The organism is Bartonella sp. B41, from assembly GCF_053795765.1.
Window position 1 is genome coordinate 1,249,044 of the sequence record NZ_CP200037.1, and the last position, 16,248, is coordinate 1,265,291.

Here is a 16,248-nt window from a genome sequence, read left to right on the forward strand (position 1 = left end):
CTTCAAATGCCTGTAAAACAAATAAAAATTAGAAAATTTAAAAAAGTTTTTACTTCTTTATGTTCAAATACTTCACCTGAATTGGAATTTATTCCCATTCAGGTGAAACTTTCTCTCACCTCTTCAAAACCGACATAAGAGTTTTTCCTATTTGCGACGGTGAGGGAGAGACGCAAATCCCTGCCGACTCCATTGCAGCAATCTTATCTTCTGCTCCACCTCTACCGCCAGAAATAACAGCTCCAGCATGACCCATCGTACGACCTGGAGGAGCTGTACGACCAGCAATAAAACCAACAACTGGCTTTTTGCGACCTTTTTTTGCTTCATCCATAATAAATTGAGCCGCTTCTTCTTCAGCAGAACCACCAATTTCACCAATCATTACAATAGATTCTGTCTCACCATCAGCCAAAAACATTTCTAACACATCAATAAATTCTGCGCCCTTAACAGGATCACCACCAATACCAACAGCCGTTGTTTGTCCAAGACCTTCTTGGCTCGTTTGAAACACTGCCTCATAAGTTAAAGTGCCTGACCGCGAAACAACACCAACAGATCCTTTTCTAAAAATAGAGCCAGGCATAATACCAATCTTGCACTCATTAGGAGTAAGAATACCTGGGCAGTTAGGGCCAATTAAACGTGAATTTGCCTTTTTTAATTTATCCTTAACCCTAATCATATCCATAACTGGTATGCCTTCTGTAATGCAAACAATCAAGCCAATTTCAGCATCAATAGCTTCGATGATAGCTTCTGCTGCTCCAGCAGGAGGAACATAAATAACGGAAGCATCAGCTCCTGTTTTTTCCTTACCTTCTGCAACACTAGCAAAAATAGGGAGAGTTTCACCCTTTGCCCCTACCCATATTTCGCCTCCTTTTTTAGGGTTAATACCACCAACCATCTTTGTATTATGATAAGCTAAAGCCTGTTCTGTATGGAAAGTTCCTGTTTTCCCAGTAAGCCCCTGAACCAGAACTTTCGTATCCTGATTAATGAGAATAGACATGGCTTAAGCTCCCTTCACAGCTGAAATGATCTTCTGAGCAGCATCATCTAAATCACTAGCAGAAATAACATTCAAACCACTCTCACTGATAATTTTTTTACCTTGCTCAACATTAGTACCTTCAAGACGAACAATTAAAGGAACCTTTAAACCAACTTCTCTAACAGCAGCAACAACACCCTCAGCAATAACGTCACAACGCATAATACCACCAAAAATATTAATCAAAATACCCTTCACATTTGGGTCGGCAGTAATAATCTTAAAAGCAGCAGTAACCTTTTCCTTTGATGCACCACCACCGACATCAAGAAAATTTGCAGGCTCGGCTCCATAAAGTTTAATAATATCCATTGTTGCCATAGCAAGACCTGCACCATTTACCATGCAACCAATTGTACCCTCGAGAGCAACATAAGCTAGGTCATGCTTCGAAGCTTCAATCTCTTTTGGATCTTCTTCTGAAAAATCACGTAATTCCAAAACATCTGAATGACGAAATAAGGCATTATTATCAAAAGAAACCTTTGCATCAAGAACGCGCAAACGACCATTTTTCATAACAATAAGCGGATTTATTTCAAGAAGACTCATATCCTTTTCGCAAAATGCTTTGTAAAGAATTGGAAAAAGTTTTTCACCATCTTTCCGTGCATCACCATGCAGCTCTAATGCATCGCAAAGATTTGTACAATCAGCAGAAGTAACTCCTTGAGCGAAATCAACGGGTAAAGTTAATATTTTTTCTGGCGTTTTTTCAGCAACATCTTCAATATCCATACCCCCCTCCACGGAAACAACAAAAGCAACCTGACCAACCGTACGATCAACCAAAAGAGAAAGATAAAGTTCCCGTTCAATATCAGCACCATCCTCAATATAAAGACGGTTGACCTGCCTCCCTTCTGAACCCGTTTGCTTAGTCACCAAAGTTTTTCCGAGCATTTCTTTCACATTTGCAACAACTTCTTCAACTGACTTTGCAAGCCGAACACCACCCTTTGCATCAGAACCAAGTTCTTTAAATGTTCCTTTGCCGCGACCCCCAGCATGAATCTGACTTTTAACTACATAGAGCGGTCCAGGCAACTTTTTTGCCCATTGTTCAGCTTGCTCTACAGAATAAATAGCAACACCATTCGCAATTGGTGCTCCATATTCATGAAGCAGACGCTTGGCCTGATATTCATGGATATTCATTTATTTTTCCTTTTCTTTTATGGATCATTTAACTGATCATCAAATTTTCGTAACACTTCAAGGACTCTGTTTTAAGAAACAGAATTCTTGCTCTATAATTATTTGAGACTAGGCGCAATGGCGACACAAGCTTCACAAAGCTTACGTACCGCACTTACTGATTGTTCAAAAGCAATCTTTTCCTCTTCATCAAGATTGATTTCAACTACCCTCTCAACACCACCCGCACCAAGAACAACGGGAACACCGACATACACACTATTAACCCCATATTCACCTGAAAGACAGGCGGCAACAGGAACAATACGTTTAGTATCCTTTAAATAAGCTTCAGCCATAGAAATAGCAGAAGAAGCTGGCGCATAAAAAGCAGAACCTGTTTTCAATAAACCAACAATTTCCGCACCACCATCACGAGTACGTTGAATGATTTGATTGATTTTTTCCTGCGTTGTCCAACCCATCTTGACAAGATCAGGCAAAGAAATACCACCAACCGTTGAATAACGTACTAAAGGCACCATTGTATCACCGTGCCCACCTAAAACAAAAGCTGTGATATCTTTAACAGAAATTTTAAATTCCTCAGCTAGAAAATAGCGAAAACGTGCCGAATCAAGAACACCAGCCATACCAACAACTTTTTGCGTTGGAAGACCTGAAAATTTTTGCAACGCCCACACCATCGCATCAAGAGGATTCGTAATACAAATAACAAATGCTAGAGGCGCATACTTTTTAATCCCAGCCCCAACCTGCTCCATAACTTTTAAATTAATTCCTAAGAGATCATCGCGACTCATACCAGGTTTTCGAGCTATTCCCGCCGTTACAATAACAACATCAGCACCTTCTATTGCTTCATAAGCATTAGTTCCTATTAAATTAATATCAAAACCATCAACCGGTGAAGATTCAGCAATATCAAGAGCCTTACCCTGTGGTACCCCTTCCACAATATCAAACAAGACAACATCACCAAGTTGCTTAAGCCCTATCATATGGGCCAAAGTTCCACCAATCATACCTGAACCAATGAGAGCTATTTTTTTGCGTGCCATTTTATTTATTCCTAACGTAAGGCAACCCTAGCGAACAATAATAAACGCCAGCATACTGACTTCCCTAACCTTAGCCCTATCTAATAACGCTACCAAAAGGAAGAAAGCATGAAATACATCATGATGTACCGATAAAATGAATTTTAGAAAAATACAACAGAATTATTACACCGTATTTGAATTCACAAAGAGATATTAATTTTTACGGCTTATGTGAGCATAAAATAACATCATTTTTTCTTCTTTAAAAGAAATCGCTCTGACCAAATATTTAAATAATCTTGGCTTTGCATCTCAAAAAGACGAGATTCTGTTCTTTTAAATTCAAATGTTTCCGTTGTTTTTGCATATCCCTTATACAAATTCTCAAGTTTTGCCGCTGCCGACATAAACAATCTCATATGACGCTCATAGAGGACATCAATAAACAAAATAAACCGTTTCACCTCATTGCGACATGTATCATCCATAACTGGTACATTATCAACAAAAATTGTGTGATAACGCTCCCCTAATGCTAAATACTCACTTGCAGATAAGGGCTTTACACATAAATCTTGATAATCAAAGCGCGCACAACCCATTCCAGATCGTGGAACACGTATAAAACGCCCTTTTACGGAGATTTCATCGGACACTTCCTTCTGCCCCTGCAATACTCGTTTCCAAGCCTGATCCATGCGTTCATTTGCCTCAATTCCTAACGGAGTCATGTACACATATTGCAAATTCAATTTTTCAAGGCGATAATCCGTATTTGTATCAAGATTTATAACCTGAACATGTTTTTCCAAAACCTGTATAAAAGGCAAAAAAAGCTCTCGGTTTAAACCATTATGATAAAGATCTCTAGGAGCAACATTTGATGTAGCAACAAAAAAAGTACCTTTATCAAATAAAGCAGACACAAGACGTCCTAACACCATCGCATCCGCAATGTCCGTCACACTAAATTCATCAAAACAAAGCACTTGTGCTTCCCGCGAAAGATCTTCTGCAACCGCTAAAATGGGACTAGTTTGTTCATACTTTGATGTTTTTCGATAAATATCAACGCGCTCGTGTATATTAGCCATAAAGTCATTAAAATGGGCACGCCTTTTGCGATCTTGTGGCAAACAAGAAAAAAACAAGTCCATAAGCATTGTTTTTCCACGCCCAACCCCGCCATAAATATATAACCCCTGAGAAAAATTACTCGCGCTATCATTTCTTGAAGAATAAACGTAAGCATGCTTTATTCTCTTTAAAAAATTCAACAATTTCCAAGATCGATAAACAGGTTTTTCTGCGATATTATGCAATAAAGAATCAAAATGCTTAGCTAAAGCAAATTGAGCTGGATCAAAACTGATTTCTCCTTTAGATACTAGATTTTCATAACATGTTGAAACCAAAACCATCTAAAAAACCTTTTTAAACTTCTCTAAATATTTTTTTACAGGTTTGAGCATATACCCCTCTTTTGTAGATAGCTAAAAATGATTTAACGACTCAAAATAACTGTATAACCATCAAGTGTACGCCCTTCAAAATGGTCTGTATTATAGGAATAAAGGGCAACAACAATACGTCCTGAGTTATCATAAAAATATAATTTTTTTTCTTTAACAGACCACGACTTTACCAGAGAAACAATACCTGAGCAATGTAAGGGACTGGCACGATACCCTTGGCCAAATTTTGTCTGTGGTGTTGCAATTCGGCAAGTTTTACCACCCATAGACAAATTCCAAACTCCTGAAATACTGGCGGGAAATAAATTGATAGCTCGATTTGGTAATTCAAAATTAGCCATTTGTTCATCGCGATAAGAATCACTTCTTCCATACGCTGAATCCCCATCTCTTTCAGATTCTAAGGAATAAGACCCTAACAAATCCTGTGTATTTTCAGATATTGACATTTGCTGAACAGGATAAATAATTTCTGATACATTGCCTTGATTATTACTTTTAAACCGCGATACTGAACAACCATTTAAAACTATTCCAACTGATATTAAAAAGAAAAACGAAGTTTTTGAAAATGTCATATCTGTACTCTTTCCAACAAAGATAAATAGGCTAACTCAAAGAAAACGTGAGTAAACATTTATATACGTCATTTTAAAAGGATAAATTAATAAATTAAAAAAACAGAATTTAAATATCCAATTTAGACATAGTAATAAGTTTTTATAATTAATTTTATATTCACTAAACACTAGAAATTTATGAAATTCTCGGTCATATACTCTTTTTCAGAAACTATTTAAAATAGAGAAATTTAATGAAAATACCATTCAGCAAAATGAACGGTCTTGGAAATAAAATTATTGTTGCTGATATGCGTAAGAGCAAGCATTCAATAACTCAACAAGCAATACTCTCTTTAGCAGCAAATACAGAAATGCATTTTGATCAAATTATGGCTATTCATCTACCTACCAAAAGCGAAGCTGACTTCAGCATCAAAATATGGAATGTTGATGGTTCAATGGCAAAAGCTTGTGGTAATGGAACTCGTTGTGTAATAGCATGGCTTGCAGACCACGACTATGGTGAAAATTTTCGATTGGAAACGCCTTCTGGAATTATTGAAGGCAGACGTCAAATAAATGGTTTAATCTCTGTTAACATGGGATCTCCTTGTTTTAACTCAAAATACATGCCTGTTTCACGTGAAATAGCAGATACCAACCACGTAGGAATTACCGCCGGTTCTCTAAAAGATGCCAGCCTTTTATCTATTGGCAATCTCCATGCTATTTTTTTTATTGACGGTAATATTCAATCTATCCCATTAGAAAAATACGGACCAAAACTTGAATGTTCCCCACTCTTCCCAGAGAGGTGTAATATTTCCATTGCTTCCGTAACATCACGAAAAAGCCTAAGTTTACGAACGTGGGAGAGAGGTGTTGGATTAACAAAAGCATGTGGCAGTGCTGCTTGTGCTGGTGCAGTAGCAGCCTACAGACGAGGTTTAACAGAACGCCAAATCAACGTAAATTTGTTAGGTGGAACACTTAACATATTTTATAAAGAAGATAATCATGTTGTTATGACAGGTCAAATTCAATATGAGTTTAGTGGTTTTTTAAATCCTTTAACAGGATGCTATAAAAAGGATCACTTTTGATGGCGATAGAAATCGTAACTTTTGGTTGTCGGCTCAACAGCTATGAGTCGGAAATAATACGCAAAGAAAGTGCTTCTTCTGGACTGGATCAACTCAAAAATGATTCCATCATTTTTAATACCTGTGCTGTTACTGCTGAAGCTGTTAGACAAGCAAAACAAGCTATTAGGAAAGCAAAACGTAAAAACCCTCACGCCCGCATTATCGTAACAGGATGTGCCGCACAAGTAGAAGCAAAAAGTTTTGCTATCATGGATGAAGTAGATCTTGTTTTAGGGAATGAAGAAAAACTCCATTCTCATTCTTACCGACAATTTCCTGATTTTGGAATTAACCATGATGAAAAATTACGCATTAATAACATAATGGAAGTAAAAAAAATTGCTCCACATATGGTTAGTGCTATGGAAGAACGTACACGCGCCTTTGTACAAGTACAAAATGGATGCGACCATCGTTGCACATTCTGCATTATTCCTTATAGCCGTGGACCATCGCGTTCAGTACCCATAGGAGCTGTTATTGAACAAATAAAACGATTAACAGGGAATGGGATTCAAGAAATTGTTCTGACGGGTGTTGACCTTACAAGCTATGGTCACGATCTCCCCGGAAAAGCTACCTTAGGAAAATTAACATCTGCCATTTTACATTACATTCCTGATTTACCTCGATTGCGTCTTTCATCTATCGATTCTATCGAAGCAGACCAAGAACTTATAAATCTTTTAATCCATGAAAAAAGAATAATGCCACATTTACATTTATCCCTACAGGCAGGAGATAATATGATTCTAAAAAGAATGAAACGGCGACATCTGCGCGAACACGCAATTCAATTTTGCCAAAATTTACGTGCCAAACGTCCTACAATGGTTTATGGTGCTGACTTAATTGCTGGTTTTCCTACTGAAACGGACGAAATGTTTCAAAATAGTCTAACTTTAATTAAGGACTGTAATTTAACACATCTTCATGTTTTTCCTTTCAGTCCAAGGGAAAAAACACCAGCCTCACGTATGCCACAAATTAACCGTAAGATAGTCAAAATGCGCGCAGAAAAATTACGAAAAGCAGGTAAGGAAGCTTATCAAAGACATCTTACTCATCTACAAAACAGTCAGCAGACAATTCTTGTTGAAAGAGATGGTATTGGACGAACAGAAGATTATACCCTTGCAAAAATTGAAGGTGCTAAAGCTGGAGCAATTGTTAAAGCCATTGTTGTTGGCCATGATGGTAATAAATTGATTGCTACTTTACCTTGATTTTAAGCAACTTAAGCGGAAAAATCCTTATGACAAAATCCCTTATAAAAAAAATTTTTTCTTTTAATAAGTCTAAAAAGAAGGAACTTCAGCAAGTTCTATCTCAAGATGAAGCTGATACAATCAAAAAAAATCAGATAAAAAAACAAAATACAACATCTATAAATTATAGTGAAAAAGATATTCTCTCTGAACCAGATATTAAAAAAACTAAAGTTATTATTACAAATACAGTTTATGAAAAAGAAATTGCAGATCCTTTTGTTCTATCACCCATTCAGAAAGAAGAAACCGCGTGGTTTAAACGCTTTAAAAAAGGATTAGCTCTTTCTTCACTACGTTTAAGTGAATCCATTAGTGATATCTTTATCAAAAAAAAACTTGATGAAGATACCTTACAAGAGCTAGAGGATATACTTATTCAGGCTGACCTTGGTGTAGAAACTACCACGAGTATTATAGATTGTTTGTCTTCCAAATATTATAATAAAAATTTATCTCCAGACGATGTTCAAACAATAGTTTCTGATGAGATAAAAAAAGTGCTAGATCCTGTCGCTATTCCATTAGAACTCGATCTAAATCATAAACCTCATGTTATTTTACTGGTTGGTGTGAATGGGACTGGAAAAACGACAACTATTGGAAAACTTGCAGCCAAATTAACTTCTAAAAAACTAAAAGTTATGCTTGCTGCCGGCGATACATTTCGTACTGCAGCTATCGAACAATTACATATTTGGGGTGAACGTACAGAATCCACCGTTATTTCAACTAAACTAGGTGCAGATTCTGCTAGCTTAGCCTTCGATGCTTATAAAAAAGCTAAAAAAGAAAACTATGATATACTAATTATTGATACAGCAGGACGCTTACAAAACAAAACTGAACTCATGGATGAATTAGCGAAAATTGTCCGCGTTTTGAAGAAGCACTCTCCCAAAGCACCACATACAATACTTCAGACACTTGACGCAACTACAGGACAAAATGCATTAAATCAAGTAGATATTTTTCGCAATATTGCCAATGTTAATGGTTTAGTTATGACAAAACTTGATGGTACAGCCCGAGGAGGAATTCTTGTCTCTATTGCTGCAAAATATAAATTACCCGTTCATTTTATCGGTATAGGAGAGAATATTGAGGATCTTCAACCCTTTTCTTCTTCTGATTTTGCCGAAACTATTGCAGGAAAACATTCATGAAAAAACACTTACACAAACTTCATTTATTAAATGAAAAAAAAACCAAAAATACAAATTATAATAGTGAAATTGCTCATTCACCTATATTAAAATTTTTACTAGAAATTGGGCCACTCATTGTATTTTTTCTTGCTAATTATAAAGGAGAATGGCTAATAAATAACATTTTTATTTTTAAAAATTTTAGCAAACCTATTTTTCCCGCAACAGCCCTTTTTATGATCGCTATTGTTGTTGCTTTAGGTTTATCTTGGTTTTTTTTGCGAAAAATCCCCGTAATGCCTCTTATTTCAGGAATATTTGTTATTGTTTTTGGTTTTTTAACTCTTTGGCTTCACAATGATACCTTTATTAAAATGAAACCAACAATTATTAATATCTTATTTGCTTTTATTCTCTTTGGAGGTATGGCCTTTAAAAAACCACTTTTGCGCTACGCTCTTGATTCTACTTTTAAAATTGATGATTTAGGATGGAAAAAACTTACATATCGTTGGGCATTTTTTTTCATTTTTCTTGCTATATTAAATGAATTAGTTTGGCGCAATTTTAGTGATAATTTTTGGACAAATTTTAAAGTATTTGGTGTTATGCCCATAACAATTTTGTTCATTTTTACACAAATCCCAACTATTATTAGACATTCAAAAGATACCTTAAAATAATAAAAACAAATTTTATGAAAAAAGAAAACGTACAAATTAATTTCTGTGAACTATTTTTCAAATTTATAATTATAAATTTTCTATGGAGAGTATGCATGTTGATTGAACAGTTTATCTGTCGAGAAGATAATTTTGGTGTACTCATTCACGACGAAAAAAGTGGTTATACAGCTGCAATTGATGCACCTGAAAGTAAAGCAATTCACAATGCTTTAAAACGCCATGACTGGACACTTGAAACTATTTTTGTAACTCATCACCATAACGACCATGTGGAAGCACTTATGGAGTTAAAAAAAATTTACAATACCGTAATTATCGGACCAGAAGCAGAGAAAAAAAAAATTCCCTACCTTGACAAAACACTTCAACCAGATGAAAGCCTCTTCTTTGGTACCCATCCACTTATAGCTCTTTCAACACCTGGTCATACACTTGGCGCGCTATCATACTATTTTACCCAAGAAAAATTACTTTTTGCAGGAGATACAATTTTCTCACTGGGATGCGGACGCCTTTTTGAAGGAACACCAAAATTAATGTTGAATTCTTTAAAAAAAATTCGTCAACTTCCTGATGAAACACTCCTTTACTGTGGACATGAATATACTAAAAATAATGCTCTTTTTGCATTAACTATTGATCCACATAACAAAAAACTTCATAAAAGGGCAGAAGATGTTTTTTTGTTACGAGCAAAAAACGCTATGACTTTACCTGTAACTTTGGGACAAGAAAAAGCTACAAATCCATTTCTTCGTTGGGATGACATTATGTTACGAAAAAATCTTAAAATGGAACAAAATACGGATGAAGAAATTTTTGCTGAAATTAGAAAAAGAAAAGATATTTTTTGAACTTAGATAATATCATACAAATTAAGCACATTTTTTTACAATACATGTTTAAATAATATTTTCTATCTAAATTTTGTAATAAGAATACATCAAATAATTAAAATTAAACAAATACCATACTATAAAGTGCATATTACTTAACAATTAATCAATTTTGTAAACGTCGACAAATATCATCTAGTTGCTCTAATGAAGAATAATGTATTTTCAAATCTCCCCCTTTTTTACCGTGTCTAATAATTACTTTCATACCAATTACATCTGAAAGTAATTTTTCCAAAGATTTTGTTTTTGTATCCTTTTCATAAAAAGATTGCTTTTTAACTTTTTGATTTGCTTTTTCATAAGCAAGTATTTCTGTTTGACGCACAGAAAGTCCTTCACGAATGATTTTTTCAGCCAAATCTTGTGGATTATCGACAGTAATAAGGCATCGCGCATGACCAGCAGAAATCTTACCATCTGTCACGAATTGCTGAACTTTTAACGGAAGTTTTAATAAACGAAGCGTATTAGCAACATGACTTCGACTTTTTCCAATAATCTGTGCCAAATCTGCCTGAGTATATCCATATTCATTAAGCAAAGTTTCATACCCCATTCCTTCTTCAATAGGATTAAGATCAAATCGCTGAACATTTTCAATAATTGCCAGTTCTAAAGCTGTCTTATCATCAACATCACGAACAATAACTGGTAATTTACTTAAATTTGCTCGTTGTGCAGCTCTCCATCTCCGTTCTCCAGCTATTAATTCAAATTTATTAGGATAATTATGTGATGATCTTACAATAACAGGCTGAACAACACCATGCTGACGAATTGATTGCGCTAAATTATCAATTTCAGAATCTGCAAAATGACGCCGTGGATTATGTGGATTACCTATAATGGATTCGATAGGTACAAACTGCTCAGAAATAGGATGAACTGTTTTAGATTCTGCTAATTTATTAGAATTTGATAAATACGCAGGATTATTGTTTAAACCTATATCCCCAATCAATGCTGCTAATCCACGTCCAAGTCTTTTTTTTGATTGATCATCATTCATACTTTTGCTCTTTTTATTTTTTTAAACAAAAATTGTTTTTTTATATTTCAAGCAGCGGCTCGCGCCTGTTTTTCGCGTTGAATAACCTCTGATGCTAAACGCAAATAAGCTTGGCTTCCAGCACATTTAAGATCATAAAGCAATACTGGTTTACCAAAAGAAGGAGCTTCAGATACACGTACATTCCTTGGAATGATAGTGCGATAAACCTTATCTCCCATAAAAGATCGTACATCTTCAACAACTTGATTTGAAAGATTATTACGCCCATCATACATAGTGAGAACAATACCCTGAATCTCTAAAGATGGATTAAGAATAGATCTTACTTGTTTTACAGTTTCAAGCAATTGGCTCAAACCTTCAAGTGCCAAAAATTCACATTGCATAGGTACCAAAACAGAATCTGCAGCACCCATAGCATTGAGTGTTAAAAGATTAAGTGAGGGAGGACAATCAATTAGAATATAGCTAAATTTTTTTTCCATACTAGGATCATCACAAAGAGCTTTACGTAATCGCTTTATACGATCTTGTGATGAAGCAATTTCCATTTCAACACCCAAAAGATCGAGTGTAGAAGGTACGATATGTAAATTAGGCATAGCCGTTTTTAAAGCAGCTTCTGTAACTGAAGTACCCGATATAAGAACATCATAAGATGATAAAGGACGATTATTGCGATCAATTCCTAATCCTGTACTTGCATTACCTTGTGGATCAACATCCATGATAAGAACATTTTCACCAATTGCTGCCAAAGCTGTTGCAAGATTAATTGCCGTTGTTGTTTTTCCTACCCCACCTTTTTGGTTTGCAATAGCGATAATTCGTGTTTCGCTCATTTTGCTCTACCCTCTACACGATGAACATGAGAAATTTCTAAAATAACAGAATTTTCATCGATTTTACTCTTATGTTTTAGCAGATCGAAACGCCAATTGGCAGAGGCATTTGTTATTTCTGTTAAATAATCCCTACCTTTTTGCAAAAGAGCTATTGTTTTTTGTGTTAATAAGGGAAAAATAAGCTGTAGAAGGACATCTAAAGAAGCTAATCCTCGCGCTGTTATAACATCAGGTACATTTATTTTTTTATATACATCTTCAATTCTACAGTGATAAACTGTAGCTGGAAGATTAAGTTCGGCGATGACTGATCGCAAGAAAGCTATTTTTTTTCCATTGCTTTCTACTAGGTTAATATGCCCACTTTTTTCTTTCAAAAAAACAGCAATGACGATTGCAGGAAATCCTCCTCCTGATCCAAAATCACACCAATGTAAAAAATTACTACGTAAAGGATAAATTTGTGCTGAATCTAAAATATGACGTGTCCATAAAATTGGTATGGTTGAAGAAGAAATTAAATTTATACGTTTATTCCACTTAATTACTAAGGACTCAAAATACAACAAACTTTCCATAGTTTCACGTGAAACAGAAGGGACTATATTTAATAACGATTTATATTTTTGTTCTATAGAATCATCCATTTATTTTATTAATCCTTATTACGCCGTTGACGTTGAATATAAGTAATAATAAGCGATAGTGCTGCTGGCGTCATACCATCAATTTTCTGTGCATCAGCGATTGAACGAGGAGATATTTTCTGAATTTTTGTCTTTAACTCATTTGAAAGACCAGAAATGTTCTGAATATCAAGAGAAGAAGGAATTTCTAAATTCTCATCTCTTTGAAGAGAAGCTATATCATGTTTTTGTTTTTCCAAATAGACTGCATATTGTGCCTCAATTTCCAAAGATTCAACAGTTCTAGAATCAATAGATTTTAATTGTGGCCAAAAATGCGAAAGACGATCTATACTAACATCAGGATAAGAAAGAAGATCATAAGCTGAACGTCTAACCCCATCATGATTTAAATGTAATCCATAAGAAGATGCTTCATTAGGAGTTAAAAAAAGTTCCTTGCACATTGATCTTGCTCGATTAAGACGTTGTTGTTTTTTTTCATAACAATCTAAACGCATTTTACTAACAATACCAATTTTTTTTGCCAAAGGTGTTAAACGGAAATCAGCATTATCAGATCGCAAGGACAAGCGAAATTCAGCACGTGATGTGAACATTCTATACGGTTCAGAGACTCCGCGTAAAATTAAATCATCTATCATAACACCAATATAAGCCATAGAACGACTTATAACAACTTTATCTAATTTACCCACTTTACGTGCGGCATTCAGCCCAGCTAAAAGACCCTGTGCTGCAGCTTCCTCATATCCCGTTGTACCATTAATTTGACCGGCTAAAAATAATCCCGATAAAGAACGTACCTCCAAAGTTTTATTGAGTTGCTGTGGATCTACAAAATCATATTCAATAGCATAGCCAAATTGTAAAATTTTGACATTTTCCAATCCCTCAATTGTTTTTAATAAAGAAGTTTGAGCATCTTCTGGAAGAGAAGTGGAAAGACCATTTGGATATACGACGTCATCATTTAATCCTTCTGGTTCTAAAAAAATTTGATGACCATCACGCTCTCCAAACTTAACAATTTTATCTTCAACTGAAGGACAATAACGTGGACCTAATCCTTCAATATTGCCAGAATATAAAGCGGATCTATGAATATTATCACGAATAACCTTATGTGTCTGAGAATTTGTACGTGTTATTGCACATTCAATTTGAGGTTGTTTAATTTTTTCTGTTAAAAAAGAAAACGGGACAGGATCTTCATCAGCTTTTTGTTTTTGAAGTATGTCCCAATTGATTGTTTTTTTACTAAGTCGAGCAGGAGTCCCTGTTTTTAATCTACCAAGATTAATTCCATATTTTTTCAAGCATTCCGCAAGATATACGCTTGATTTATCCCCCATACGTCCAGCAGACCATGTTTTATCACCAATGTGAATAAAACCATTTAAAAATGTACCTGTTGTTAAAACAACAGCACCAGAAAAAATTATTCCTATTTTTTTTAAAATAACTCCTGAAACACAATTATTTTTAATAACCAAATCAACAGCCTCATCTTCTATAAGGGTAAGACAATTTTGTTCTTTCAAAAAAAGTTGAATTGCTTCTTTATATAAAAGCCTATCAGCTTGCGTACGTGGCCCCCTTACTGCAGGTCCTTTACGTCTATTAAGAAGTCTAAATTGAATTCCAGCAGCATCAGCAGCTCTCCCCATAAGACCATCTAAAGCATCTATTTCACGAACTAAATGTCCTTTTCCAAGTCCACCAATAGCAGGATTACAAGACATTGTTCCAAGTGATGATATATTATGTGTAATAAGTGCTGTTTTAGCTCCAGTACGTGCCGAAGCTGAAGCTGCTTCACAACCAGCATGACCACCACCAATAACTACAACATCATATAATTTCATTTTATTTATTCCATACAGAAGGCATCAGAATTCCAAATAAAAGAATACACAAAACATGTAATATTTTGAACATATCTATAAAATAACAAATGTTTCACGTGAATCGCTATTTACCAATACAAAATTCTGAAAAAATAACGTCAAGTAAATCTTCAACATCTATGTCTCCTGTAATTTTTCCAAGAAAATTACTAGCACAACGAAGATGTTCTGCACGTAAACTTAAATCAACAAAATTGTAATTTATAGAAAATTCAATTTCTTTAACAGCTTCTTTTAATAATTGAAGTTGTCTTTTACGTGCTGGAATAAGATTTCCAATTTTTGAAATTCTATCTAAACAAAATTTTTCCAGTTCTTTAACAAGACAGTCAAAATTTAAACCAGTTAACGCAGAAAATTGTATAAAAAAATCATCACCTTTTATTTCGCTAAGATCAAGCTTATTTCCAACATGCCATATTTCAGCAGACGTCTTTGGTAAATAAACTTTTTTTGGATTTTTCATATCATAAACTAAAATAACAAGATCAGCATCAACAACATGCTGTTTTGCAATCTCTATTCCAATTTTCTCTACTTTATTCTCCGTCTTTCTAAAACCAGCAGTATCTGTTAAAAAAATTGGTAAACCACAAAGTACAACCTTAATTTCTAAAGCGTCACGAGTCGTACCTTCTTCCTCCGTAACAATAGAAACAGATCTTCCAGCTAGACGATTTATAATGCTTGATTTTCCAGAATTCGGAGCTCCTGCAATGACAATTTTTAGTCCATCTCGCAAAATTCCAGCACGTTCTCCTTCAGAAATATGATTTCTAATAGAACAGCATAGCTCCTCGACATCTTTCCATATTTTATCAGACACCAAATTTGGGATATCATCCTCATCAGAAAAATCAAGTTCTGCTTCAATAAAAGCTCGTGCTCTTATAAGTTTTTGACGCCAATCACGATAAAGTTCTGTTAAACGACCGCTCATCCCCATCACAGCTAAGCGACGCTGACTTTCTGTTTCAGATTCTATTAAATCAGCAAGACCTTCTGCTTGAACAAGATCTATTTTTCCCTCAATAAATGCACGACGTGAAAACTCACCTGCTTCTGCAATACGACATCCATCAAATGTAGACAGCTCATCAAGAAAGCGGCTAACAACAGCCTTTCCTCCATGTAAATGAAACTCTGCACAATCTTCTCCTGTAAAACTGTGTGGAGCAGGAAAAAAAACAGTTAAAGCAGAATCCAAAAAACTACCATCACGCGCAGTAAGATTTCCATAATGCATAAAACGCGCTTTAGGCAAACAACCACAAAGCGTATTAACAACATGTGTAACCTGAGGACCAGAAAGACGAACAACCGCAACCCCAGAGGGTAATAACCCACTTGAAACAGCAAAAATTGTAGTCACAGAATTAATCCCAGTGG

General features: G+C 35.1%; 15 protein-coding genes. 5 read left to right on the forward strand and 10 right to left on the reverse strand.

Going from position 1 to position 16,248, the window contains the following annotated elements; translation table 11 throughout:
- Positions 1–115 precede the first annotated feature (115 nt).
- The 5 genes from sucD to V4P54_RS05535 all read right to left on the reverse strand — a co-directional run bounded on the left by sucD (position 116) and on the right by V4P54_RS05535 (position 5,314).
- A complete protein-coding gene (gene sucD / locus V4P54_RS05515; protein ID WP_455477026.1) occupies positions 116–1,018 on the reverse strand; it encodes a succinate--CoA ligase subunit alpha in 903 nt (300 codons plus the stop codon).
- 3 nt (positions 1,019–1,021) lie between these two features.
- Entirely contained in the window at positions 1,022–2,218 is a 1,197-nt protein-coding gene (sucC, locus tag V4P54_RS05520) for an ADP-forming succinate--CoA ligase subunit beta (RefSeq protein WP_455477027.1), read from the reverse strand.
- Positions 2,219–2,316: 98 nt separating this feature from the next.
- Complete coding sequence (gene mdh / locus V4P54_RS05525; RefSeq protein WP_455477028.1) at positions 2,317–3,279, reverse strand: malate dehydrogenase; 963 nt, start codon at positions 3,277–3,279, stop codon at positions 2,317–2,319.
- A gap of 230 nt (positions 3,280–3,509) precedes the next feature.
- The gene (gene zapE, locus V4P54_RS05530; protein ID WP_455477029.1) at positions 3,510–4,682 is read right to left on the reverse strand and encodes a cell division protein ZapE; all 1,173 of its coding nucleotides are present in this window, start codon (positions 4,680–4,682) and stop codon (positions 3,510–3,512) included.
- An 83-nt stretch (positions 4,683–4,765) separates the two neighbouring features.
- Positions 4,766–5,314, reverse strand: coding sequence for an AprI/Inh family metalloprotease inhibitor (locus V4P54_RS05535; RefSeq protein WP_455477030.1), 549 nt, complete (start codon positions 5,312–5,314; stop codon positions 4,766–4,768).
- Between the two features lie 236 nt (positions 5,315–5,550).
- Between V4P54_RS05535 and dapF the strand changes: the two genes are divergently transcribed.
- From dapF to gloB, 5 genes are all read left to right on the forward strand, one after another.
- Positions 5,551–6,402, forward strand: coding sequence for a diaminopimelate epimerase (gene dapF / locus V4P54_RS05540; protein WP_455477031.1), 852 nt, complete (start codon positions 5,551–5,553; stop codon positions 6,400–6,402).
- On the forward strand, positions 6,402–7,670 hold the full coding sequence (mtaB, locus tag V4P54_RS05545) for a tRNA (N(6)-L-threonylcarbamoyladenosine(37)-C(2))-methylthiotransferase MtaB (RefSeq protein ID WP_455477032.1): 1,269 nt from the start codon (positions 6,402–6,404) through the stop codon (positions 7,668–7,670). The genes dapF and mtaB overlap by 1 nt, the downstream gene beginning before the upstream one ends.
- Before the next feature lie 29 nt (positions 7,671–7,699).
- On the forward strand, positions 7,700–8,878 hold the full coding sequence (ftsY, locus tag V4P54_RS05550; RefSeq protein ID WP_455477033.1) for a signal recognition particle-docking protein FtsY: 1,179 nt from the start codon (positions 7,700–7,702) through the stop codon (positions 8,876–8,878).
- The gene (locus tag V4P54_RS05555; protein ID WP_455477034.1) at positions 8,875–9,543 is read left to right on the forward strand and encodes a septation protein A; all 669 of its coding nucleotides are present in this window, start codon (positions 8,875–8,877) and stop codon (positions 9,541–9,543) included. Before ftsY ends, V4P54_RS05555 begins: the two co-directional genes overlap by 4 nt.
- Positions 9,544–9,638: 95 nt before the next feature.
- Positions 9,639–10,400, forward strand: a complete 762-nt coding sequence (gloB, locus tag V4P54_RS05560; RefSeq protein ID WP_455477035.1) for a hydroxyacylglutathione hydrolase — start codon at positions 9,639–9,641, stop codon at positions 10,398–10,400.
- A gap of 148 nt (positions 10,401–10,548) precedes the next feature.
- Here the strand turns inward: gloB and V4P54_RS05565 are convergent, their stop codons facing one another.
- From V4P54_RS05565 to mnmE, 5 genes are all read right to left on the reverse strand, one after another.
- Complete coding sequence (locus V4P54_RS05565; protein ID WP_455477036.1) at positions 10,549–11,454, reverse strand: ParB/RepB/Spo0J family partition protein; 906 nt, start codon at positions 11,452–11,454, stop codon at positions 10,549–10,551.
- A gap of 47 nt (positions 11,455–11,501) precedes the next feature.
- Positions 11,502–12,299, reverse strand: coding sequence for a ParA family protein (locus V4P54_RS05570; RefSeq protein ID WP_455477037.1), 798 nt, complete (start codon positions 12,297–12,299; stop codon positions 11,502–11,504).
- Complete coding sequence (rsmG, locus tag V4P54_RS05575) at positions 12,296–12,949, reverse strand: 16S rRNA (guanine(527)-N(7))-methyltransferase RsmG (RefSeq protein ID WP_455477038.1); 654 nt, start codon at positions 12,947–12,949, stop codon at positions 12,296–12,298. The genes V4P54_RS05570 and rsmG overlap by 4 nt, the downstream gene beginning before the upstream one ends.
- Before the next feature lie 8 nt (positions 12,950–12,957).
- Positions 12,958–14,817: a tRNA uridine-5-carboxymethylaminomethyl(34) synthesis enzyme MnmG gene (mnmG, locus tag V4P54_RS05580; protein ID WP_455477039.1), complete on the reverse strand. Its 1,860-nt coding sequence runs from the start codon at positions 14,815–14,817 to the stop codon at positions 12,958–12,960.
- Between the two features lie 106 nt (positions 14,818–14,923).
- The gene (gene mnmE / locus V4P54_RS05585) at positions 14,924–16,231 is read right to left on the reverse strand and encodes a tRNA uridine-5-carboxymethylaminomethyl(34) synthesis GTPase MnmE (protein ID WP_455477040.1); all 1,308 of its coding nucleotides are present in this window, start codon (positions 16,229–16,231) and stop codon (positions 14,924–14,926) included.
- Between the last annotated feature and the right edge of the window lie 17 nt (positions 16,232–16,248).

Bases quoted from the DNA above. Each gene is read 5' to 3' on its own strand.
- mnmG (WP_455477039.1), bottom strand. From the start codon at position 14,817: ATGAAATTATATGATGTTGTAGTTATTGGTGGTGGTCATGCTGGTTGT.
- zapE (WP_455477029.1), bottom strand. From the start codon at position 4,682: ATGGTTTTGGTTTCAACATGTTATGAAAATCTAGTATCTAAAGGAGAA.
- mtaB (WP_455477032.1), top strand. From the start codon at position 6,402: ATGGCGATAGAAATCGTAACTTTTGGTTGTCGGCTCAACAGCTATGAG.
- sucD (WP_455477026.1), bottom strand. From the start codon at position 1,018: ATGTCTATTCTCATTAATCAGGATACGAAAGTTCTGGTTCAGGGGCTT.
- V4P54_RS05555 (WP_455477034.1), top strand. From the start codon at position 8,875: ATGAAAAAACACTTACACAAACTTCATTTATTAAATGAAAAAAAAACC.
- rsmG (WP_455477038.1), bottom strand. From the start codon at position 12,949: ATGGATGATTCTATAGAACAAAAATATAAATCGTTATTAAATATAGTC.
- V4P54_RS05565 (WP_455477036.1), bottom strand. From the start codon at position 11,454: ATGAATGATGATCAATCAAAAAAAAGACTTGGACGTGGATTAGCAGCA.
- V4P54_RS05570 (WP_455477037.1), bottom strand. From the start codon at position 12,299: ATGAGCGAAACACGAATTATCGCTATTGCAAACCAAAAAGGTGGGGTA.
- dapF (WP_455477031.1), top strand. From the start codon at position 5,551: ATGAAAATACCATTCAGCAAAATGAACGGTCTTGGAAATAAAATTATT.
- gloB (WP_455477035.1), top strand. From the start codon at position 9,639: ATGTTGATTGAACAGTTTATCTGTCGAGAAGATAATTTTGGTGTACTC.
- V4P54_RS05535 (WP_455477030.1), bottom strand. From the start codon at position 5,314: ATGACATTTTCAAAAACTTCGTTTTTCTTTTTAATATCAGTTGGAATA.
- ftsY (WP_455477033.1), top strand. From the start codon at position 7,700: ATGACAAAATCCCTTATAAAAAAAATTTTTTCTTTTAATAAGTCTAAA.
- mdh (WP_455477028.1), bottom strand. From the start codon at position 3,279: ATGGCACGCAAAAAAATAGCTCTCATTGGTTCAGGTATGATTGGTGGA.
- sucC (WP_455477027.1), bottom strand. From the start codon at position 2,218: ATGAATATCCATGAATATCAGGCCAAGCGTCTGCTTCATGAATATGGA.